The sequence below is a fragment of the Metabacillus indicus genome (assembly GCF_046603695.1).
Lineage (GTDB): Bacteria > Bacillota > Bacilli > Bacillales > Bacillaceae > Bacillus_P > Bacillus_P indicus.
Genome location: NZ_CP176757.1, coordinates 2110739 through 2132913, shown reverse-complemented (window position 1 = coordinate 2132913; position 22175 = coordinate 2110739). Strand labels below are relative to the sequence as shown.

At 39.5% G+C, this 22175-nt stretch carries 23 protein-coding genes; 17 read left to right on the top strand and 6 right to left on the bottom strand.

The features are described from left to right. The first annotated feature begins 77 nt into the window (after window positions 1-77). The 15 genes from ACK1LH_RS10695 (at window position 78) to ACK1LH_RS10625 (ending at window position 15725) form a co-directional block, all read left to right on the top strand. Complete coding sequence (locus tag ACK1LH_RS10695; RefSeq protein WP_411332987.1) at window positions 78-1628, top strand: lipopolysaccharide biosynthesis protein; 1551 nt, start codon at window positions 78-80, stop codon at window positions 1626-1628. 114 nt (window positions 1629-1742) lie between these two features. Then, the gene (locus ACK1LH_RS10690) at window positions 1743-2339 is read left to right on the top strand and encodes a sugar transferase (RefSeq protein WP_411332986.1); all 597 of its coding nucleotides are present in this window, start codon (window positions 1743-1745) and stop codon (window positions 2337-2339) included. Beyond that, entirely contained in the window at window positions 2332-3030 is a 699-nt protein-coding gene (locus ACK1LH_RS10685; RefSeq protein ID WP_411332984.1) for an acetyltransferase, read from the top strand. The genes ACK1LH_RS10690 and ACK1LH_RS10685 overlap by 8 nt, the downstream gene beginning before the upstream one ends. Further along, on the top strand, window positions 2984-4144 hold the full coding sequence (locus ACK1LH_RS10680; protein WP_411332982.1) for a DegT/DnrJ/EryC1/StrS family aminotransferase: 1161 nt from the start codon (window positions 2984-2986) through the stop codon (window positions 4142-4144). The genes ACK1LH_RS10685 and ACK1LH_RS10680 overlap by 47 nt, the downstream gene beginning before the upstream one ends. A gap of 193 nt (window positions 4145-4337) precedes the next feature. Next, on the top strand, window positions 4338-6674 hold the full coding sequence (locus ACK1LH_RS10675; protein WP_411332981.1) for a right-handed parallel beta-helix repeat-containing protein: 2337 nt from the start codon (window positions 4338-4340) through the stop codon (window positions 6672-6674). A 191-nt stretch (window positions 6675-6865) separates the two neighbouring features. Next, window positions 6866-7897: a UDP-glucose 4-epimerase GalE gene (gene galE / locus ACK1LH_RS10670; protein ID WP_411332979.1), complete on the top strand. Its 1032-nt coding sequence runs from the start codon at window positions 6866-6868 to the stop codon at window positions 7895-7897. Window positions 7898-8010: 113 nt separating this feature from the next. Then, window positions 8011-9948, top strand: a complete 1938-nt coding sequence (locus tag ACK1LH_RS10665) for an asparagine synthase-related protein (protein ID WP_411332978.1) — start codon at window positions 8011-8013, stop codon at window positions 9946-9948. A 4-nt stretch (window positions 9949-9952) separates the two neighbouring features. Further along, window positions 9953-10075, top strand: a complete 123-nt coding sequence (locus tag ACK1LH_RS10660) for a paeninodin family lasso peptide (RefSeq protein ID WP_369733318.1) — start codon at window positions 9953-9955, stop codon at window positions 10073-10075. Between the two features lie 95 nt (window positions 10076-10170). Further along, window positions 10171-11106, top strand: coding sequence for an aldolase (locus ACK1LH_RS10655; RefSeq protein ID WP_411332975.1), 936 nt, complete (start codon window positions 10171-10173; stop codon window positions 11104-11106). Continuing rightward, on the top strand, window positions 11103-11399 hold the full coding sequence (locus ACK1LH_RS10650) for a lasso peptide biosynthesis PqqD family chaperone (protein WP_411332974.1): 297 nt from the start codon (window positions 11103-11105) through the stop codon (window positions 11397-11399). Before ACK1LH_RS10655 ends, ACK1LH_RS10650 begins: the two co-directional genes overlap by 4 nt. A gap of 45 nt (window positions 11400-11444) precedes the next feature. Next, the gene (locus ACK1LH_RS10645; RefSeq protein WP_411335088.1) at window positions 11445-11918 is read left to right on the top strand and encodes a lasso peptide biosynthesis B2 protein; all 474 of its coding nucleotides are present in this window, start codon (window positions 11445-11447) and stop codon (window positions 11916-11918) included. After that, a complete protein-coding gene (locus ACK1LH_RS10640) occupies window positions 11866-13062 on the top strand; it encodes a nucleotidyltransferase family protein (RefSeq protein ID WP_411332972.1) in 1197 nt (398 codons plus the stop codon). The genes ACK1LH_RS10645 and ACK1LH_RS10640 overlap by 53 nt, the downstream gene beginning before the upstream one ends. Further along, on the top strand, window positions 13059-14861 hold the full coding sequence (locus ACK1LH_RS10635) for an ABC transporter ATP-binding protein (RefSeq protein WP_411332970.1): 1803 nt from the start codon (window positions 13059-13061) through the stop codon (window positions 14859-14861). Before ACK1LH_RS10640 ends, ACK1LH_RS10635 begins: the two co-directional genes overlap by 4 nt. Window positions 14862-14888: 27 nt before the next feature. Then, the gene (locus ACK1LH_RS10630; RefSeq protein WP_411332968.1) at window positions 14889-15005 is read left to right on the top strand and encodes a paeninodin family lasso peptide; all 117 of its coding nucleotides are present in this window, start codon (window positions 14889-14891) and stop codon (window positions 15003-15005) included. A 78-nt stretch (window positions 15006-15083) separates the two neighbouring features. After that, on the top strand, window positions 15084-15725 hold the full coding sequence (locus tag ACK1LH_RS10625) for a GNAT family N-acyltransferase (protein ID WP_411332967.1): 642 nt from the start codon (window positions 15084-15086) through the stop codon (window positions 15723-15725). 105 nt (window positions 15726-15830) lie between these two features. Here ACK1LH_RS10625 and ACK1LH_RS10620 read toward each other — a convergent pair whose 3' ends face one another. The 6 genes from ACK1LH_RS10620 to ACK1LH_RS10595 all read right to left on the bottom strand — a co-directional run bounded on the left by ACK1LH_RS10620 (window position 15831) and on the right by ACK1LH_RS10595 (window position 20301). Continuing rightward, window positions 15831-16781 (bottom strand): nucleotidyltransferase family protein, encoded by a 951-nt coding sequence (locus ACK1LH_RS10620; RefSeq protein WP_411332965.1) that lies wholly within the window; start codon window positions 16779-16781, stop codon window positions 15831-15833. Between the two features lie 13 nt (window positions 16782-16794). After that, window positions 16795-18585 carry an ABC transporter ATP-binding protein gene (locus ACK1LH_RS10615; RefSeq protein WP_411332963.1) on the bottom strand — a complete coding sequence of 597 codons (1791 nt, stop codon included), beginning with the start codon at window positions 18583-18585 and terminating at the stop codon, window positions 16795-16797. Continuing rightward, window positions 18578-18934, bottom strand: coding sequence for a S24/S26 family peptidase (locus tag ACK1LH_RS10610; protein WP_411332962.1), 357 nt, complete (start codon window positions 18932-18934; stop codon window positions 18578-18580). Before ACK1LH_RS10610 ends, ACK1LH_RS10615 begins: the two co-directional genes overlap by 8 nt. A gap of 73 nt (window positions 18935-19007) precedes the next feature. Further along, window positions 19008-19271 carry a PqqD family protein gene (locus ACK1LH_RS10605; RefSeq protein ID WP_411332961.1) on the bottom strand — a complete coding sequence of 88 codons (264 nt, stop codon included), beginning with the start codon at window positions 19269-19271 and terminating at the stop codon, window positions 19008-19010. Further along, window positions 19268-20047, bottom strand: coding sequence for a hypothetical protein (locus tag ACK1LH_RS10600; protein ID WP_411332960.1), 780 nt, complete (start codon window positions 20045-20047; stop codon window positions 19268-19270). Before ACK1LH_RS10600 ends, ACK1LH_RS10605 begins: the two co-directional genes overlap by 4 nt. A gap of 59 nt (window positions 20048-20106) precedes the next feature. Beyond that, a complete protein-coding gene (locus tag ACK1LH_RS10595; protein WP_411332958.1) occupies window positions 20107-20301 on the bottom strand; it encodes a hypothetical protein in 195 nt (64 codons plus the stop codon). A 254-nt stretch (window positions 20302-20555) separates the two neighbouring features. Between ACK1LH_RS10595 and ACK1LH_RS10590 the strand changes: the two genes are divergently transcribed. Both ACK1LH_RS10590 and ACK1LH_RS10585 read left to right on the top strand, forming a co-directional pair. Then, window positions 20556-21314 (top strand): hypothetical protein, encoded by a 759-nt coding sequence (locus ACK1LH_RS10590; RefSeq protein WP_035206553.1) that lies wholly within the window; start codon window positions 20556-20558, stop codon window positions 21312-21314. Continuing rightward, window positions 21311-22168: a DUF3307 domain-containing protein gene (locus tag ACK1LH_RS10585; protein ID WP_029565750.1), complete on the top strand. Its 858-nt coding sequence runs from the start codon at window positions 21311-21313 to the stop codon at window positions 22166-22168. Before ACK1LH_RS10590 ends, ACK1LH_RS10585 begins: the two co-directional genes overlap by 4 nt. Window positions 22169-22175: the final 7 nt, after the last annotated feature.

The following is a 22175-nucleotide window of genomic DNA, read 5'->3' as shown; positions in this document are numbered from 1 at the left end:
GATAAAAATAATGGTAAAACAAAAATCTTCAAATTTTCCATACACACCTATTAATATATAGATGGAAGGGTAGTTGAATGTCTTCGAACATTAAAAACGTGAAGATTGGAATCATCTCTTCATATGGGATTTTACTTTTAGAATTAGCAGCTGGTGTTTTGTTTACACCCTATATTATTAAATCATTGGGGCAGTCGGAATATGGAATCTATTCATTAATTGGAGCACTTATTGCCAGTATAGCCGTTTTGGATTTCGGTTTTGGGAATGCTGTTACAAGATATGTCTCTCAATACTTAGCTGAGAAAAAAAAGGAAATGATTGATCGTTTCATCAGCCTTTCGTTATATATATATACTGCTCTGGCCTCAATTGTCTGTTTAGCAGGAACTGTGATGTATTTCTGTTTTGATGGAATTTTCGGAAACTCACTTTCTGCCGAGGAATTGAATACAGCTAAACTTTTATTGGCAGTTCTGTTATTTAATATCTTTATTTCCTTCTATATTGGAGCCATCAATGCATACATTCAGGCATTTGAGAGGTTTCCATTTATTAATTTGATTAGCTTCTTCAGAATAATAGCAAGACTGACAATTGTCTTTGTATTACTGAGCTCGGGGTATAAATCAGTCTCAATCGTCATCGTCGATACGGTATTAAATATATGTACCGGCTTGCTCTATTTCTATTTCTCAAGAAAACACTTGAACCTTAAGATTAAATTAAAATATTTCAATAAGAATCTGTTGAAAGAGGTTTTTAGTTATTCTATATTCATTTTCGTAGGGAATCTGGCTGATATGATGATATGGAGAGTTGGGTTATTGATAATCGGGGCAACTCTTGGCTCAAAAGAGGTGGCTGTCTTTGCAGTTGGCATTACAATCATCAGTTACTTTCAGTATATATCCGGGGTGATAAACAGCAAATTGTTTCCTATGGTTACGAAGATGGTGACAAATGGTGCTGATAAACATGAACTAACACACTTTGCAATTAAGATTGGCAGATTACAATTTTATTTAATGGGAGCCATCCTGTCGTTATATTACGTTTACGGAAAAGACTTTATTTTGCTATGGGTTGGGTCTGAGTACGTGACGTCATGGAATATAAGCTTTATTCTGATGTTTGCGATGATTGTTCAAACTGTTCAGTACAGTTGTGTATTAATCCTAAGAGCAAAAAAAGCAGATGGAATCAGGGCATTTCTTCAACTTGGAATTTTCGGATTGGGAGCTCTCGGAGGCTTTTTCCTGATTCAAGACTATGGTGTTGTCGGAATGGCTTATGGATTAGCTATTGCCATGATCATTTTAAATTGGATTATCGTTAACATGATTTACATTCACGTGTTCAAATTCAAATTCAGGACATACGTTGCGAAGGTCTCACCCGTTGCGGTTATTCATTTTTTTATGATTACGATTGGCATCGTATTGAAAGATTTTCTTCCGGCCGCCTCATGGTTTGCTTTTCTGATGAATGTGACTATTCTTTTATCTTTTTACATTCTGTCATTTTGGTTGTTCGGTTTGAGCCGAAAGGAAAGAAAAAAATGGAAAATCAGGGCAGGAAGTCTTTTCACAGGAAAACGAAAGATATCAGCAGGTGAAACCCTGTAATTCAGCAGCCTCTAATCTATTTTCTAAAAGGACCGTCTTTCAGTTTCCTGTAACTGACAGTCTATTTGAGCAAGATAGAAATAAATGTATGACTAAAGAAAAGAGTGTGATCAAATGAAAAGAATTACAGATATAATTGCTTCAAGTTTATTGCTCCTTTTATTTTCATTTCCACTTTTGATTATTTCCATCGGCGTCAAAGTTGATTTGGGTTCACCTGTCATTTTGAAGCAAAAAAGACCTGGTTATCGAAACAAGCCATTTTCTCTTTTAAAGTTCCGTACCATGACGGAACAGAAAGACGAAAATGGCTTTTTATTATCAGATGAGGAAAGGTTAACTTCTTATGGAAGGTTTTTGAGGAAATACAGCCTTGACGAATTGCCGCAGCTTTTCAATGTTCTTAAAGGAGAGCTGAGTTTGGTCGGTCCAAGACCATTGCTGATGGAATATTTGCCTTTATATACACATGAGCAGGCTAAAAGGCACTTAGTCAAACCAGGTATCACTGGATGGGCTCAGGTGAATGGACGAAATGCACTTTCATGGGAGCAGAAATTTGAACTTGATGTTTGGTATGTTAAAAATCAGACATATCTGTTAGATGTGAAAATTATGCTGATGACGCTAAAAAAAGTATTGAAATCAGACGGAATCAATCAGCCTGGCTTTGCAACGGCGCAAAAATTCAAGGGTGCCGGCAGTGAATAAACCTATACTTACAGTAATTGGTGACGGGGGACACAGCAGAGTAATACGTGACATCATTCAAAAACAGAATACTTATCAGCTTGGCGGTGTTTTAGATGATAAAACGGAAGATAGAAAGGAAATTGATGGGGTATATTACGGGCGAATATCCGATTACGCATTTCTAACAAAAAAATTTCCTGAAGTCTATTTTTTTGTTGCTGTTGGTGACAACCGCGTGCGGGCAAACATCGTAAATCGTTTAGCCATTGATCATAATCAATTTGCAGCACTGATTCATCCGTCTGCATTAATTAGCCCTACTTCAGAGATTGGACCCGGTACTGTTGTGATGCCCGGCAGCATTATCAATGCCAATACGAAAATCGGAAGTCACTGCATTGTAAATTCAGGCTCTATTATTGAGCATGACAACCATATTCAGAACTTCGTTCATGTCTCTCCCAATGCGACTCTGACTGGCGGTGTAACAATTAGAGCCGGTGCGCATATAGGGGCCTCAGCTACAATTATTCCTAATAGGACAGTAGGAGAATGGGCCATAATTGGGGCGGGGTCTGTTGTAATTCATGATATTGAAAAACATACAAAAGCAGCAGGCAATCCGGCTAGATATCTATTGAAAGATAAGAAGGAGAACTGTCATGAGAAAAAGAATATTTTTGTCACCTCCTCACATGAGCGGGAATGAACTGAAATACATTAACGACGCTTTTGAAAGCAATTGGCTTGCACCCCTCGGTCCTAATGTGGATTTTTTTGAAAAGGAAATCGCAGATTATTCTGGCTCTAAAGGAGCGGTAGCTTTAAGCTCAGGGACTGCGGCTATTCACCTTGCTCTAAAATTACTCGGAGTTGAAAAAAACGATACTGTCTTCTGCTCCTCACTTACTTTTGTAGCCAGTGCAAATCCTATTTTGTACGAAAGTGCTGAACCAGTGTTTATAGATTCAGAACCTGAAAGCTGGAATATGTCCCCGGAGGCATTAGCGCGGGCTTTCAAAGAAGCAGAAAGGACCATGAAGATCCCCAGAGCTGTTATTGTAGTCAATTTATATGGCCAAAGTGCAAAAATGGACGAAATCAGTACGATATGCAAGTATTATGATGTTCCAATAATCGAGGACGCAGCAGAGTCCCTCGGTTCAAGTTATAAAGGGAAAAAAAGCGGCACGTTCGGACACTTTGGCATTTTTTCATTTAATGGCAATAAAATCATCAGCACTTCCGGAGGCGGCATGCTTGTCTCCAATCACATTGAGCAGCTTGAAAAAGCCAGGTTTTTTGCCTCTCAGGCCAGAGATGAAGCCCCCTATTATGAACACAGCCACATTGGTTATAATTATCGCATGAGCAATCTTTTAGCCGGAGTGGGGCGTGGTCAGCTTGAAGTATTGGATGATCGAGTCAGGTCGCGAAGAGCAATTTTTTCAGCATACAGAGACCAGCTTCAAGGTCTTCCGGGTATTCAGTTTATGCCAGAATTAGCTGACTCTGTCTCAAATAGATGGCTGACGGCGCTGACACTCGATAAACAGGAATTCGGCCTGAATTCGTCGGAACTGATTCAGCTTCTTGAGGAAGAAAACATAGAGGCTCGACACGTATGGAAACCCCTTCATTTGCAGCCGTTGTTTAAAGATGCTCCATTCTATTCACACCATGAAGACAAAGCTGTATCTGAAGATTTGTTCAAAAGAGGAGTATGTCTTCCATCGGGTTCGAGTATGACACCTGATGAACAGGAAATGATTATCAAGTGCATCAAATCAGCCGTTCGAACAGCTGATTCAATAGCAGGCTGACAAATAACTAGATTTACACCTCTATTACTGCAACCAATTCTTGCTTGAAAAGGGTTTCTAGTGATACTTTGGTCTCTCTTAGGATAGGACCTTTTTATTATAAAAATCCCTATTTCACCTTGTTTCGTCCAATCAGCTTGAATTATTCAAACATAGCTTATACAAACTACACTATTTTGAAAGGATAGTTTGTATGTATACTATTGAACTTGCCAGGTGGAATATCAGCCAGGGATTTCCTGTTAAACCATATACAAATGCCGATTATTTGAAAGCAGATGCAAATATACAGGGAATAAACAATGCATTGGCGTTTGCAAAAAACAACGGATACAGCGGGGCGGTTTTACCTAAGGGAAACTACGCTATCTGTTATCCGAGAGTCATTAAGATGATAAGCAATTTCATCTTTGATTTAAATGGATCAACTCTTAAAGTGATTTTTGATTCAGACAGAAAATCACCTTTCGATTCCAGAAAAAGTGCTGATTTTTATAATTTCAAGGGAAACAGCATTGAGTTTGAGAATGTAACAGACGCTCATCTAAAGGGCGGCACAATCATTGGCTGCAGGGAAGACCGCAGTTTTGTTAACCCTGAGGAAAGAAGGATGGAGCATTCATATGGTGTTGTATTCGCTAAAAGCACAAAATATTCTTCATTAAAAAACTGCACAGTAAGAGATTATATGGGGGACAATGTTACTTTTACGAGTTCATCATTCAGAGAGTTAGCAGGTATTAATTTTGGATTCACGTTAAACAGTCTGGATTATACGACAGGAAAGCCTGTTGCATCAGCTGATTCTTTAACATCAGCTTTTATTTCCATCCCATCGGATGTATCTTTCAGTTCATTCCTTATTGCAGGGGCTGGTTATACGAGATTGACAGCTCTAGCCACTAAAGAGGCAGACATCTTTTTCTACAGGGCAGACAATTCTTTTATTGGGGTGTTGAAAAGGAGAAAGATTTACCAGGACATCTCGATTCCGACAGCTGCATCAAAGATGAGATTTGTCTTTTTCAATGAGACAAACACTGCAAAAAACATGCAAATCACGCTGAAATTCGGCTTGATCCCCCATCACAATATAGTAGAACAAAATGAAATTTTCAACGGGCATAGAGGCGGAATTACACTGGGTGGAAGCTATAATGCTATTCAATACAATACGATTCGGGATAATGGAAAGGCGAGCAGCAGCTTCCTGGACGGCAAACCGACCTTTATTGACTCTACCAGATATGGAATCAACCAGGAAGATTCATACGGAGACAGCAATTACATTAGAAATAATTTGATCTATGGCAGCAATAACGGTATTTTGGCAGGCTGTTATACCATTTTTATTGAAAACAACCACATCTACAATATGGATGGAATCGGCATCAATCTGTACAGTTTATCATTTGCAAATATTAAGGGGAACTTTATTTATAATTGCGCCACAAATATAGGATTGATGTCTTCCAATTTCGATCATGCATTTGTTAATATTCAGGAGAACAGTTTTAAGGGAGGCAACTTTTCTTTTGGCAACAACTCATCCTATCAGCTGAATTTTACAGACAATATTTTGGTAGACGTTCCTTCTATCCACATGGGAACGAGCAGGGTGAACAATACTTTTAAAAACAATCTGATAAAATATGTCAATATGGCAGGGGCTTTTTCGATTACTGCATACAAACTTGAAGATTGCATAATTGATTCAGCCATATGGAGAGATTGTACGTCTAAAGTATATGAGTTCAAAAACTGTACATTTAATAACTTGAAAATAACTATTCAGACAATAAATGGAACATCTGCAGATGAGGCAGTAAATATTCAAGAATCATCCTTTTTCAACTGTCTATTGATTAATCTGATTTTCGGCACAAAAAATAGACAGCTGAATCTGTACAATTGCATGTTAGCCGATACTGTCATGAGGGCTGGAAATATTAACACTCCAGGGTATAAAGCCGATATCGAATTGGAAAGTTGCGAGATCAGTTCAACCTCACTGACTTATTTATTTGCGACGGACATCAACCAGCCAAGCGGATCAATAAAAGTGACAAACAGTAAAATTTCAATTAAAAACCCTTCTTTCTCCTATTTAACTCATCATGACAAACCGGTTGTTGCTTCAGTGTTCACACTGTTTCTCAAAAATTCGAGTATAACCTACACAGGCGGAGGAACAAAGACGATAGCCTACTATAATAATGTGAAACCCATGAAAAACATTATCTTTTCAGAGAACAAAGTCTCTAATATTCTTTTTCCTGCTGCAGACCCTGGCATCTTCGTTAGCTATGATATAGAGAATACCTTTAAAACAACAGTAAATCTCACACCAGAAGGAAATCGCTACTCTGCTGCAATTAACCATAATTTGGGATCATCAGAGGTATTCATTCAATGTTTAGCTCAGGGTAACCAGCTTGTTTATCCGGTTATAACAATCGTTTCACCAAATGTGCTGCAAATAAATTATTACATGCAAACTCCTTTGTTCGTAACTGTAAAAAAAATCTAACCAGTAACGGCAAACTCACATTAAAAAGGTGAGTTTTTCTCTGTCTGTTTTTGAAAAACGTTTCCTGTTAATTGAATTAATATTGATATTGATATTCAGGTAAGCTGTATAAAATCGTTCTTTATAAAGAACCATCTTAATGATCAGTCTTCCTGATTTTTTTTAAGAGCATAATCTTAAGGAGTGATACGATGAAAATTCTAGTTTCAGGTGGAGCAGGCTATATAGGATCGCATACCTGTGCAGAACTGCTGCTTTCAGGTCACGAAATTGTAGTAGTAGATAATCTAAGCAACTCCAATGAGAGCTCATTAGTAAGAGTAAAGGAAATTACCGGAAAAGATTTGATTTTTATCAAAGAAGATATAACGGATGAGATGAAGATGGAAAAAATTTTTCTCGAGCATCATTTTGATGCCGTCATTCACTTTGCAGGCCATAAGGCAGTCGGTGAATCTGTATCTGTTCCATTAAATTACTATTATAATAATATCTCAGGGTCCTTAACTTTATTTAAGTTAATGAAGAAATACGAAATCAAAAAACTAGTATTCAGTTCTTCAGCCACGGTATACGGATCACATAATAAGGTTCCGTTGAAAGAGGATATGCCGCTTAGTGCTTCAAATCCTTATGGAAGAACAAAGCTGTTTATTGAAGAAATGCTAAGAGATATTTATTCATCGGATCATGAATGGAGCATTGCAATACTTCGCTATTTTAATCCCGTAGGAGCACATCCAAGCGGTTTGTTAGGTGAAAGTCCAAAGGGTACTCCCAACAATCTCTTTCCTTATGTAACTCAGGTTGCGGCAGGTAAAAGAACGTGTCTGTCCATTTTTGGGAGTGATTATGACACTAAGGATGGTACGGGGATCAGAGATTATATTCATGTTGCTGACCTTGCTGCAGGACATTTAAAAGCATTGGAAGCTGTTGCTTGTTCTAATGGAATAGAGGCGTTTAATCTTGGAACTGGACAGGGCTACAGTGTCCTTGAAATTGTTCGGATGTTTGAAAAGGTTTCTGGAAAAAAGATACCTTTCCAATTATCGGAACGAAGAAAGGGAGACGCTGCTGTCAGCTATGCCGATTGTTCTAAAGCAAGGATCTTACTTCAATGGAATGCAAAAAAAAGCTTAGAAGATATGTGCAGAGATTCATGGAAATGGCAAATGAACCAGACAGAAACGTATTTGGATAAAGAATTACAAATAATTTGATTAATCCTGTAAAATCTTGTTGCAATTAGATCAATAGTAATGTATCGTTCTTAATATAGAATGAATTTATGTGACTGTTCGCTTAGAAGAGGCATATTCGTAGGAGTGACGCCATGAGCGCCATAGTTGGAATAGTGGACCTTCATAACAAAGATGTTCGTTATGAAGAAGCGGAAAAGATGATGAGTGTACTCAGCAAATTCCCTTCTGATGATATCAGGCTCTGGCATAAGGAACATGTATTCTTTGGCTGTCATGCACAGTGGATTACACCTGAAGCAGTCGGAGAGGTACTTCCTTTTTATGATTCTGTATCCGGATTCGCCATAACGGCCGATGCCATCATTGACAATAGAACAGAATTAATCGAGATGCTGTCTGAAGATCGGACTTTTACAGGCATAACAGACAGCCAGCTGATCCTGATGGCGTATAGAAAATGGGGAGAAGACGCCCCTAAATACATAATTGGAGACTTTGCGTTCGTCATATGGGATGCTCATAAAAACAAGTTATTCGCTGCACGTGATTTTTCCGGTTCCAGAACATTGTATTACTTCAATAATTCGAGGAAATTTGTATTCAGCACGATTATTGAACCTTTGTTCTCAGCTGGGCAGAAGAAAGAAGTGAACGAGAAGTGGATGGCAGAATTCGTCGCGATACCTGTGACCAGCGATTCAAGCACTGCAGAAGAGACGGTTTACAAGGAAGTGTTTCAAGTGCCTCCGGGCCATTCTTTATCTATAAAAAACGGCGTGATGAAGGTGAAGAGGTATCATTGGTTCGACTACTCTTACAAATTACACTTAGCTTCAAATGGTGAATATGAAGAAGCGTTCAGAGACGTGTTCAAGCGGGCGGTAGCAGACAGGATCAGATCAAGAAAGGGTGTAGGGGCACAGCTGAGCGGGGGACTGGACTCAGGAACGGTCGCCAGTTTTGCAGCACGTGCTCTGCTTGAAAAAAAGCAGACCCTCCAGACATTCAGCTATGTGCCTGTTGATGGATTCTCTGACTGGACGCATAGGTACAGAGTTGCCGATGAACGGCCTCATATAAAATCAACCGTCGATTACGTCGGCAACATAAATGATCAATATTCAAGTTTTCCGAAAAGCAATCCGTACTCAGAAATAGATGAATGGCTGGATATTATGGAGATGCCGTACAAATTTTTTGAGAATTCGTTTTGGATAAAAGGAATCTATGAACAGGCAGCTGCTCAAAATATTGGGATCCTGCTGAACGGGCAGAGAGGGAATTGGACCATATCGTTTGGACCTGCCCTGGATCATTATGCAAGACTATTGAAAAAGTGCAGCTTTTTCGTTCTTTATAAAGAAATAAAGCTGTACAGTCAGCATATCGGCGTCGATCAAATGAGAATAATGAAGTTCGTTAGAAAAAAAGCGTTTCCTTCTGTTTCAAAATGGATTGATCGTGATGCTTCTGAAGGTTTTCCCGTTTGGATTAATTCTCAGTTTGCAGAAAAAAATGATGTTTTCAGCCATTTAAATGAAAGGGGAATTGATGTTACGGGTATCGGCATTACAGATGCCTATCAAATGAAACGGCTTCAATTTGAGCAGTCTCATATATGGGCATTAAACGGCACCATCGGCACAAAATTGTCACTCAGACATGCTCTATGGGAGAGGGACCCCACGAATGATCTTCGGGTTGTTCAGTTCTGTCTTTCTGTTCCTGATGATCAATATGTCCAAAATGGACGGGACAGATCATTGGTGCGCCGTGCAACAAACGGCTGGCTTCCCGATGAGATCAGACTGAATCAAAAATCAAGAGGTGTGCAGGGCGCCGACGGTGTGCACCGTATGAAAGCTGAATGGGAGAGCTTCATTCAAGAAGTAAATCATGCCCTTGATGCACCAAGAATCGTGTCGATGCTAAACCAGCCTTTACTGAAGGACTATCTCAAAAAAATTTCCGGTGAATTTAAGCCGGGCTTAATTTTCGAATTTGAATTCAGGGTCCTTATGAGATGCTTGATTCTCTACCGGTTTCTTACACTATTTGAAGGGAGGTGATTGTATGAAAACGTGGCAGGCTCCGGCACTTGAAGTGCTAGATGTAAGTCTGACGATGGCAGGACCGGGTTTGAAAACTCCTGATGCTGTTCAGCCAGATCAAGATGAAACAGTTCATTACAGTTAATTCCAATACTTAATTGAAAAGATACCCTTATCCAATCAAAATAGGGGTATCTTTTTAAGAAGATACCATTTATTTCATTTTTGGGAGTTGTTTGTTTGAATACAATTCAAATAAAAGCCAGCAGGTACAGCGGTTTCGGCTTTATTATCCAGTCTGATATCCAGCTTAGGGAGCTCACTGTATTCCCGGATGCTGAACCATCCTTCCACATTCTGATTGAAAAAAGAGAGTTGAGCTCTTTATGGCAAGAGCATTCTGTCAGCGGCCGTTCTTTTGTGATCAATGAGAATTTTGTTATGTTTCATATTAAAACAGTTGGAATCTTTTTTGTTTCTAAGGGGAGCGAGATTTTCTATGCGCCTGAAAATGATGCAGATGATGATTTGATCAGACTCTATTTGCTCGGTTCATGCATGGGAGCCATTCTGATGCAAAGAAGAATTCTTCCGCTTCATGGCAGTGCGTTTGCTTCAGGAGGAAAAGCATATGCCATAGTCGGGGACTCCGGTGCGGGAAAATCCACGCTTGCTTCCGCTTTAATAAATAGAGGCTGTTCATTGCTGACCGATGATGTTATTCCTGTAACGTTTCATTCAAACGGAATTCCATACGTAACACCGGCTTATCCCCATCAGAAGCTATGGATCAACAGCCTGGATGCTTTTGGCATGAATGCAGAAAAATACAGAAAGATTTTCAACAGAGAAACTAAATATTCTGTGCCTGTGGTGGATCATTTTGAATCGGCTTCGCTGCCTTTGGCCGGGATATTTGAGTTAACGAAAACAGAAGGCGCTGAGATCCGGTTCAGGCCACTGAGTAAATTGCACTGTCTGCAAACTTTATTTAAGCATACATACCGGAATTTTTATCTTGCCAACATGAATTTAATAGAATGGCATTTTGCCATATCCGCATCTTTAGCAGAAAAAATAATGATGTTTCAGCTTGAAAGACCTGAGGCTACATTTACAGCACCTGAGCTTGCTGATCAAATTTTAGATGAAATTAAAGGAGGCGTTTCGTTTTGAGTACAGCTGCAATTACCACCACCCAATTTACAGTTAGTCAAACTGAGGGAAACCTAGTAAGCAATATGAACGGCGAGAAAGTCATGCTTAGTGTTAAAAATGGAAAATATTATAATTTAGGGGAAATGGGCGGCATCATATGGGATTTGATCAAAAAACCAATCCCTTTCTCGAATTTGATCGAACTGCTGACAGCGCAATACCGGGTAGAAAAGGAAGTTTGCGAGAATCAGGTTTTAACATTTTTAGAGGAATTAAACAAAGAAAATCTGGTGAAGATAAATCTGGATTAAGAAAGGATCAGAGTATAGTTGAGAAAGTTACTGCTTTTTCATAGTATGGACAGAAAAACAAAATTCTTGCTTGCTGAGTCTTTTTATTATTTGGGAATCGGACGCCTGCTAAAGTGCCTTCCGTTTGCAAAGGTGGCTCCATCACTAGGAAATCACATGGAAGAAACCGGCTATGAATCAATTGATTCTCAACAAAAGACAGTCAAGCACATTTCTCATGCAATTTACGTGATGAGCAACTATACATTTTGGGAAAGCCAGTGCCTTGTTAAAGCCATTGCTGCAATGAAAATGCTGGAAAAACGTGGGATTGACAGCACGATGTATCTTGGAACGGGCAGGGATGAAAACGGCAAACTTTCAGCCCACGCATGGCTGAGAAGCGGTTCATACATCGTAACGGGTGCCGAAGGAATGGAAAAGTTTACTGTAGTGGCTCAATTTGCAAAGCACATGGAGGGATTGAATGATGAAACTGGAATTATCGAAAGTACCGAGAGAGTTAAAAGTCATTCTTGAACTCTTAAAAGATCAGGAGGAGGAGCAATTAGCAGAAAAAAGCATCAACTTGTTTCATAAGGTGGATTGGTCTGTTTTTGTAAGTTTATGTGTACATCATCGTGTATACCCGCTAATCTATCCCCGTCTCAGAGAGCTTCCAAACACGATAGTGCCGGAAGATATTCTTTCATTCTTTGAAAGGAAATTCAGGAACAACACCTTTCATATGCTTTATCTATCTTCGGTAATGGAAGAATTGAGCCAAAATCTGCTGGATGAGAAAATACGTGTTCTTTTTCTGAAGGGACCTGTTATCGCACATGACCTATATGGTGATCTCTCTCTGAGAACATCGAGTGACCTTGATTTTATTGTACCGTTTGACAAACTGGGCCAGACAGAAATAGTACTGCAGCGGATGGGCTTTGTAAAGGACGAATACATTAAAACGATTCTGGGTGATTGGAAATGGAGACATCATCATTTCACTTATTTTCATCCCGTTAAAAAAATTAAAGCTGAAATTCACTGGCGACTGCACCCGGGACCAGGGCGGGAACCAGGATTTGAACACCTTTGGATGAATAAAAGAAGAAGTTCATTATCTGAATCTCCGCTGTACTTTTTAGGAAAAGAAGACTTATTTTCATTTCTCGTCAAACATGGCGGAAGACATGGGTGGTCAAGGCTGAGGTGGCTGACAGACATTCAGCGGATTCTAAAACAGGATGTAAACTGGAAAACGGCGGAAGGCTTACTCAATTCTTTTCATTCTTTAAAAGAAGGGAAGCAGGCAGTATCGTTAGCTGTACATTTACTCAATTCATCCATACCTGCTGACCTTAATGTCATGGTGGATGCAGGAAGAGAACTAAAGAGTGCCCAGTCAGCCATTTTTTATCTGGAAAACAAAATCAATCTTCATACTTGTCCATTACCAGAGGAAATCAGTTCTTATCACTCTACCTATCTATTTTCGCTGATGTCATTAGAGCAAAAAATCATGCACCTCGCAAGTTTTTTATTCCCGTTTCAAGAAGATGCAGAAACATTGCCGCTGCCTTTAAAATATCATTCCCTTTACTATATCCTGCATCCTTTCCTTTGGACATGGAGGAAAGCCGTCAAAGAATCAGGTAATCTCAAGGGGCAGAAATCATGAATCTTATCCTTTACTTTTTAAAACAAATTCATTCTTTTTCAGGCAGGCGTCTTTACATCCTTTTGTTTGCAACTGTGTTTATAAGTCTGCTTGACGGAATCGGTGTATTGCTGCTAATCCCGATGATCAGCTTTACCGGCCTTATTGAGCTTGAGTTTAATAATACGCCATTCACTTCCTTTTTTTCTTATTTCAGTAGCCTACCGGAAAATATGGGGTTAGCCGTGGTTCTCGTTTTATTTGTAGCGATTTCTGTTTTACAGAATTTCCTTCACAGAAAGATTACAATTGAAAATGTGAAAATTCAGCATAGCTTCTTTCGATATTTAAGAGTGCAAACGTACCAGTCATTGCTGCGGGCAAATTGGAGCTTTTTTCTGAGAAACAGAAAATCAGATTTAATTAACATACTTACTGCCGAGATCGCACGTTCTAATGCAGGCACACACTCGCTGCTGCAATTTTTGGCATCGCTCTTTTTTACAATAATACAAATTGGGTTTGCTCTTATACTTTCCCCAAGCATAACGGTGTTTTTATTAGTATGCGGTGCAGCAGTTGTCTATTTAAACCGAAGATTTTTAAAGTCTTCACTAGCTCTCGGCAGAAAAAATTATACACTTGGTAAAGAATATCTGGCAGGAATTACTGATCAGATTAATGGAATAAAGGACATTAAAAGCAATACTCTTGAGAGCGCTAAAATGAATTGGTTCAGCTCAATTACACTTGGTATGAAGAATGAACAAATTGAGTATTCAACACTTAAAGCAACTTCACAATTTTATTACAAAGCAGCGTCTTCAATCTTAATTGCAGCTTTCATTTTTATTGCAGTAAACCTGTTTCATGCACAGGCAGGACAGCTCATGCTCATTATTGTGATTTTTTCCAGGCTGTGGCCAAGAGTTGCGGGAATCCAAAGTTCGCTTGAACAAATTGCAACGATGCTTCCTGCCTTTCAGGCTGTCAAAAATCTTCAGAATGAGTGTGAGATATCGGAAGAAAAATCAAATTCAGCAAGTGAGCAGATCAATCCTCTAATTTTAAAAAGAGAGATTGAATTGAAGGATGTGTCCTTCCGCTATTCCGGTAGCTGTGAGTTCGCGCTGAAAAACATCTCAATTATGATTCCCATCAATAAAATGACCGCTGTGGCCGGAAGATCAGGAGCAGGCAAAAGTACATTAATTGATATTCTTATGGGATTGAATACTCCTGAATACGGAGAAGTATTAGTAGACGGGATGAAACTGACCTCTGCAAATGCCAAAGCTTTGCGCAAGTCTGTAAGTTATGTGCCGCAGGAGCCATTTTTATTTAATGGCTCCATCCGGGAAAATCTGCAGATGGTTGCAGAAAATGCCGATGACAGTGAGCTTTGGGACGCACTTCGTTTTGCTTCTGCCTCCGAGTTTGTCAAAAATCTTCCACATGGCCTAGATACGAAATTAGGTGACAGAGGAGTCCGGCTTTCCGGAGGGGAGAGACAGAGAATTGTCCTGGCGAGAGCCATATTAAGAAAACCATCTATCTTAGTTTTAGATGAAGCAACTAGTGCGCTTGATACTGAAAATGAATCAAGTATTCAGGAAGCCATTGATCACCTTAAAGGTCAAATGACAATTGTGGTTATTGCACACAGACTCTCAACAATTAGAAACGCAGACCAGGTAATTGTTTTGGAAAACGGTGAGGTTGTACAGCAGGGTCCCTATCAGCAGCTAGCGAATGACAAAAAAACGGTTTTTGGCAATCTTGTTCATCGTCAGCATGAGGCAAGTATTAAAGTCAAATGATTCGTAATTTGAAAGGAGGTGATAAGTATGAAAGAGTTTTGGAAAATCCCAGCTTTAGAAATACTCGATGTTTCAAATACATTCAAAGGGTGGGAACCGCCTGATAAGGGTGATCCAGATTGCCCCCCGGAATTAGACAGCTGAAATAAGATAAAAAAAGCCCTGATTCTGAGAGGACAAGGGCTTTTTTTGCTAGTACATTTACTATTTAGAGGTGATGAGTTGAGACGTCCTTTCATAGAAGCGGTCTGTAATGAAAAACAGCAGAAAGAGTTTGAGAACACATGGGAATTCCTTTGTTCAAAGATGGGATGGTTTAACGATCCTTATTCTGAACATGGTGTGAGGTATTTAATCGTTCTTGGGGAAAACAATAACCGTGAAATTATTGGAACCATTGAGTTTATCCCTTATCACCCCAATAATCCCCACAGTACGGTAGAAGGAAAGACCGAAATATCCTTTTCACTTCTACCTGAGTTTAAAAACTACTACAAGAGAATTTGGGAGATTGATAAACTATGTATAAAACAAGAGTATCAAAGAAAGGGTTACTTTTATTTGTTTTTATATGTTTTTTACTATCATGCCAGGCAGTACAGCCCAAGATATTATATTGCTCTGATTGAAAAGAAGTTCTTTAGGATGCTAAAAATATCCTTTGGACTTCACGTAGACAAAGTTGGGGAGGAACTCATTGGTCCGGGAACTTCGCTTGTTCCAGTAAAATTTCATATAGAGAGTATTATAAGTAATAAGAAGGTAATTAAAGGCCTTTTATCAAACAATAAAAAGCCCCCTCTTAAAAAGCAGTCACTTATCTATCAATATTTTAAGCAATATTTCAAGTTAAAACTATATTAACAGGCTCATTGTAAGAGTGAGTAGCAAACGATTCATCTCGTTTATTAGAAGCATAATTACATAATAAAAAACACTCACATTATTGTAAGTGCTATTACAATTAAATTAATTCCTTCTGTCTCTCCCAAACCAAACAAAATCCACCCAATCCATATAAACTTTCAAACTCCTGTAGTCACGATACCTGATTTTTTCATATTCCCACCATTTACCGTAATTGTTATTCACCGCATAGGCATGAGTCAATGAACATTTGTCAAATAGTTGTTTGGTTATGTTTAATGTTCTTTGTACTCTTTTTAAAGTTCCATCTTTTTTAGCCTGACTGTAGAGATCTGCTACGTTTAGTTGATTTTCTAAGAACTCTGTCATTTGCAGAATATCAAGGAAGTGTCTTAACGAGTCAAGGTTGTGGCGCCAGGCGTGCAGGACCATTAGGTAAAATGTATGCTGATGGGAGAGATGCTTAATGTACCGATTTGGAGAAATTGGTATGGATGACTCCCAAAAGGTATTTATGTCGAAACTGGATGTGTTTTCTTTTAAAATGTCCCAATGGATTTCCACTTGCAGCGGGATTGGGGAGCCAGGTAGATGTTTTATGTAGCTGCAATGGAAATGATTTTTAGGTCCATCCGATTCAAGTGTGAATCCGGACAATTTCAGAATATTGTCAATTTTTTTTAGATCTTTTTTTCGGATCAGCAAGTCGATATCAGATGTTGATCTCGCAGCCAAATGGCCAAAGTATGTTTCTGAAAAGTAGACACCTTTTAATGGAATTGTTTCGATTTGCTGATCTTCAAAGCGGCACAGAACTTTTTCCATTTGACTTTTTAGAAAAAGGTTTTGAATAAATGCTGTTTCACTCCCTTTTTTCAAAAAATGCACGAAAAAAGCGGGTGTGTCATCTAAGCATGCCTTCTTGTTTAACAGTGCATAGATTTGCGGCTCGATTGAAAAATGCTGAATATCATCCTTAAGCTTATGGTAGTCAAAGTCGTTCTGTCTCAATGAAGAGTGGTTATATATGGATTCTACGAATGGAATAATCATGTGAATTTCATCCTTATGAAATAATTTGCCTAGCGAGCGGATACTCTTCCACTGCATTCTGAGTACCCAGCAGTCGTTTATACATCCCAGGTATGGATGATAATTCTTGATGTGTTCCGCTCTGCACAATTTTGCCTTTATCCATTACAACGATTAAATCTGCATGCTGGATAGTTGAAAGGCGATGGGCGATGATAAGAGTTGTTTTGTTTGGCATGGCCAGTAGTGCTTGCTTTATATATTCCTCACTCTCAGTGTCCAAGGCTGAGGTAGCTTCATCAAGAAGCAGGATAGGTGCATTTTTTAATATGGCTCTTGCAATAGACAGCCTCTGTTTTTGGCCCCCGGATAAGCGAACTCCTCTTTCCCCGACTTCCGTTTCATATTGATCTGGCAGTGTCATGATAAATTCGTGTATATTGGCAGTATTTGCTGCTTCAATCATTTCTTGCTCTGTTATTCCACTTCTAGCAAGAAGGAGATTGTCTCTTATAGTGCCCGAAAAGAGAAAGGTTTCCTGAGCGACAAAAGAAAATGCCCGTCTAATCTCAGATTTATTCAGTTTGCAGAAGGGTATATGATCCAGCAAAATATCTCCAGCAAGTGGCTCGTAAAACCCTTGTATGAGTTGAAAGAGGGTTGTTTTTCCCGCTCCGCTTGGCCCGACTATTGCAACTGTTTTTCCCGCTGGGATGTTTAGTGAGAAGTCTTGAATAACTTCCTCTCTTTCATATGCAAAACAAATATCTTTAAGCATGATAGCGCCACTAAATCGTGACTGCTCAAAGACAGTATCATGGCTTTCATGGGGCTCACTTAATACGGCAGATAGTCTTTCTACAGCTGTTGCAGAGCTTTGAAAGTTTCCCCATGTTCCTGCCAGACCTGTCAGAGGGGAGATTAAGTGCTGCATAAGAGTGACGAATGTCAGCAGCGAACCAACTGTCATCATAGATTGAGAGACGAAGTATGCTCCAAGACATAGGCCAGTTACATAGGTAATAGAAGTAATAGCCTCTCCTCCTATATAAAACAACCCCCGTAATTTTGCATTTTTCATCTCCAGATGATAAAGAGCACGATTAGATTGCTGCTGCTTGTGAGCCATTTTTTTTTCGAGAAGAAATGAACGGATGACCGGCATTCCTTGAAAAATATCGTGCAGGGAGCTGTTGATGCTGCTTATTTGATGAAACATCGTTCTGCTGTTGTTTCTAAGCAAAATCCCAAAGAATCCTCCCACGAAAATGGCTGCAGGTATGACGGCAAATCCAATTAAAGACATTTGCCAGTTAATTTGAAACATATAAACAGTTACAGCAATAAAAGTTAAGGGGAGCTGAAGAAGGTAAAGCAAGTTGCTTCCAATGACTCCTTCTGTGCTTTGAATGTCGTTTGTAAAATGTGTCATCAGGTCCCCAGTACGCAGGCTGTTCATTTTTGAAGGGGACATATGGAGAATATGAGTAAGGACTTTGTCTTTTAATTCTAATTTTATAACATTGATGGTCTTGCTTTCTAAAATCGTGTAATGATAAGAAAGAGTCAAACTCGCAGTTAATAATCCAATTCCTGCAGGAACAAGCCATTTAAATACATCCATCCTGTTTTGAACAGCCGCGTCCGTCATTGTACCGAAAAACCAGGCAAATCCAAGCGTTAAAAAAATTTGTAATATCGTTATTGTAAAGAGTGCGAAATAAGAGGCTTTGTACTTTATAAGATACGGGCCCAAAAGAGCAAACGTTCGTTTGATGTCTTCAATTAAGAACATTTTTTTAAAAGTTATAAGCCTGCTAAACATACGAGTCATCTCCAAGCTTTCTCCTCAGTAAAAACCGAAAAAGCCTTGCAGTTAAATGTGTTGATGAAACGGCAAAGCCATAGGATTTCGGAAAGAATCGATCCATTTGGACAACCATCTTTTTCTTCTTAATGGAGATCAATTTTCCGATGATTTGTCCTTTTTGTACGGGCGAATCCAGGCATTCGTTTGTGTCGCCCTTAAAAAAATAGTGCTCCTCTTTTTTCTTATAGTAGCGATGAGCAACTAACCTTCCTTCCTCTGTGTGAAAAAGCAGGATTTCTCCTTTACTGACGGTTTCAAATACACCAAATCTGCATACATCTCCTCTCCGGATAAAAGGATACATACTGAATCCTTCAGAGGGAAGCTCGATCCATCCTTGATTTTCAATGGTCCTTTTCAATAAGATTATCGTAGTTTCATTGACTTGCATGTTCTATCAGTCCGCATGAAGTTAATTCATCAAGAAATAGTTGAATATCTGTTTCTGTGTAGTGTGCGGATAGCGTTCTAATAGATTCTAATAATACATCTGCTGAAGTCTCTTCCTTTAAGAGTGACCAGCAGAGTCCGCCGCTTTCGTTCAGTTTAGTAACGGTAAAGTTTTCTGTATGTAAAATAATCCATTCCCCATCCACTTCAACTGTTTCACAGTCAGGCGCCTGCTTATACGTTTTCGTCATGAAATCATCTCCCAGAATTGATTGTTTTTTTGAAAATAGAGGTTGAAAATCTCAGTATGATCAACAAGGTTCTTTAAAATAGGAAGAATTCTTTTTGTTTCTGATTTATCGCTTGCCCAGTAGAAGACTTTATCGAAAAGTGCCATCAATGCAGCTGATTTTGAAATCTGATTCCGCTCAATAACTAGAGACTGATGAAGCAGGTTAATGCTTTTTAATTCAGCAAATCGAACTAGTGCAGAGCCATGAAGCTCGCTTCTGAATGGAGAATCAAAAGCTGTTACCCCTTCGGCATCAATCTTCAGAACAGTTGCTTCATCTGAAAAGAGAGGACGCGGATGGGAAAGCATGGCAGCCGTAGATTTTCCGGCGCCGGAATGGCCCGTGAAGATATGAGCCTGGGAGTTTTCCACTACGCAGGATGAGTGGAGAAGAATTCCCCAATTTTTATGAACAATATATGAACTGTACAGGTTCATAAGAGCGTGTTTTAATGCGAGTTCATCATAAACATGAATTTCCGCATGGGAGTAGGAAGGATCTGCAGTGATTTTGTAATCTGCCCGGCTAAAGACAATCTGATTCTCATTTTTCATGACTTGGACGTCATAATTAAGAAACGACATTCCGTATCCTTTGCAGAAGACCACAGTTACGTCGGGTGTTTTTCCGCCAGCGCAAGTTCGAAATTGTTCATGAAAAAAAGAAGCCAATGAATCATCATGAAATTGAAATGAAAAAAAGTGTTCGCCAATAACTCTATTTATTTGGTTCATTTAGATTCTCCTTAAATAGGGAAGAAGGTCAAACGAGTTGACCTTCTTCTGAAAGTCAATTATTTCCCATTCCCTTTTCCATTTCCTCCGCCATTCCCTGGTCGTGGTCCAGTATAAGGAGGGTTTGGATAGTTAGACCCGCCATTTCCGTTACCTGGATGGTCTACATTTCCATGCCCTTTGTTCCAGCTTTGTGCCGTTTCAAACACGATTGGCTGATGACTTACTACCATTGGACGATTAGATGTGCTCATGATTCATACCTTCTCCCGATATTTTCTTTATAAAGAACAAAAGAGGTGAGTAATCTCAGCAAAGACTGCTTCATCCTGCATTTAGTTCTTTATAACTATCATTATAGTTCTTTTTAACGTACAAATAAAGTCCTATTAAAGATTTTAATTGATAAAAAAATTCGACAGAATGATAGAATCCGTTGAAAATTTGACCATTCAATCAAACATCTGCTACATTAGATCATATAATCGAATATTTGGAGGCATGTTCTTTGAATCGTTACCCGTGCTCTGTGTTTATCATGGATATAAGAAATTCTTCTTTGGAAGGAAAAGGTAAAGAACTATCTGCTTATTTAAATAAAATCACTTCCTGGCTGACGGAGTGGACTGGTAATCAGGCAATTGTAAAGCATCGCAGGGGGGATGAGGTGATTTTCATATCGGAGGGCTATGCTTCGGCGTACGCGGCTGCACATTTTCTTAGTGTCTGCTGGACGAAGGCGGAGCACCCGCCGTATTTTGGTCTTTCGTTTGGCGAGGTTGACAGCAGGGCTGCGGATCTTAATGTAGAAACGTGGATACATCCGCTGATGAAGCAGGCCAGAGAGGCGAATGATGAACTGAAACGTGAAGGTGCAGGAAAAGCCCAGTTTGCGTTCCGCTTACGTGATGATCTGTATGAAACACAGCTGCTCTTAAATTCTCTTCTGGAAGTCAGGCATACGCTCGTTAAGGACCAGACGGACCTGCAGAAGAAAGTGTATACTCTAGTGGAAATTTACCGTCAGCAGCGGAAGGCTGCTTCGATGCTGAGCAAGTCGCCATCGACAATTTCCAGCCATTTTAAAAAGGGAAAAGGGGAGGAGCTGGTGATGATTTTCAAAAATGTCACGGCTGTTCTTGATTCTATCGAACATAAGGCATTTGATGATTCGTCAACTGACAAGCTGATAACGTCAATTCGCTCAAGCTTGCAGAGTTCGTCATCCGAATGGTTTTCGAAAAGGGAGGGGGATGAAAGCGTATGATTGTACTCAGTCTTATTCTTGCCCATTTAACGGCTGATTTTCTGCTGCAGACTGATGCGATGGTCAGGGAAAAAAGGAAGTATTTAAGGAAGCATTTGCTGCACCATACGTTACTTCTCCTGCCTGTTTTGCTATGTTTCTGGCTAACCGAATTCGAGATGGCAAATCCGGTGAAGAATGTTGTTCTGCCATTGGTTTTTATTATCGCTACTCATGGTGTCATAGATTTTCTTAAGCTGAAACTGCTGGACGGGACGACTGACAAGCAAAATATGAAAAATCTTTTCTATTTTCTTGGTGATCAGTTTTTGCATCTTGCCATGATTGTGTTAGGATGTTCGTTCTTTTTAAATGTATCCTTCAGCGCAATTGCCGAAAAAGGAATTACGCTGATAACGGAGAAATCTTCACTGAGTGTACCGAACGCCCTTTTATTTATTGCCATTATCCTAATTGTTACTACCAGTGTAAGCGGTCATGTCATCCGGATGGTGCTCGGGACGCTGCCTGCTCAGCTCTTGTCGTTTGAAGGGCGCTACGCATTTAAGAACGAGAGAAAAGAAGATAAGATGAATGCAGCAGGCGGATTGACGGAGGAGTATACGTATTTCACATTCAATAAACATGATTTGTCCAGAGGAAAGCTGATCGGGTATATTGAAAGGCTGCTTGTGCTGATTTTGACGTTTTACAGTGCATATCCGGCCATTGGTTTCATTGTGACGGCAAAATCAATTGCCCGTTTTAAGCAGATGGATGACCGGAACTGGGCGGAGTATTTCCTGCTTGGGACTTTGACTTCGATGTTTGTTGGCATAGCTTTGGGGCTGCTTTTGAGGGAAGTGCTGCTTTAAAAAGAGG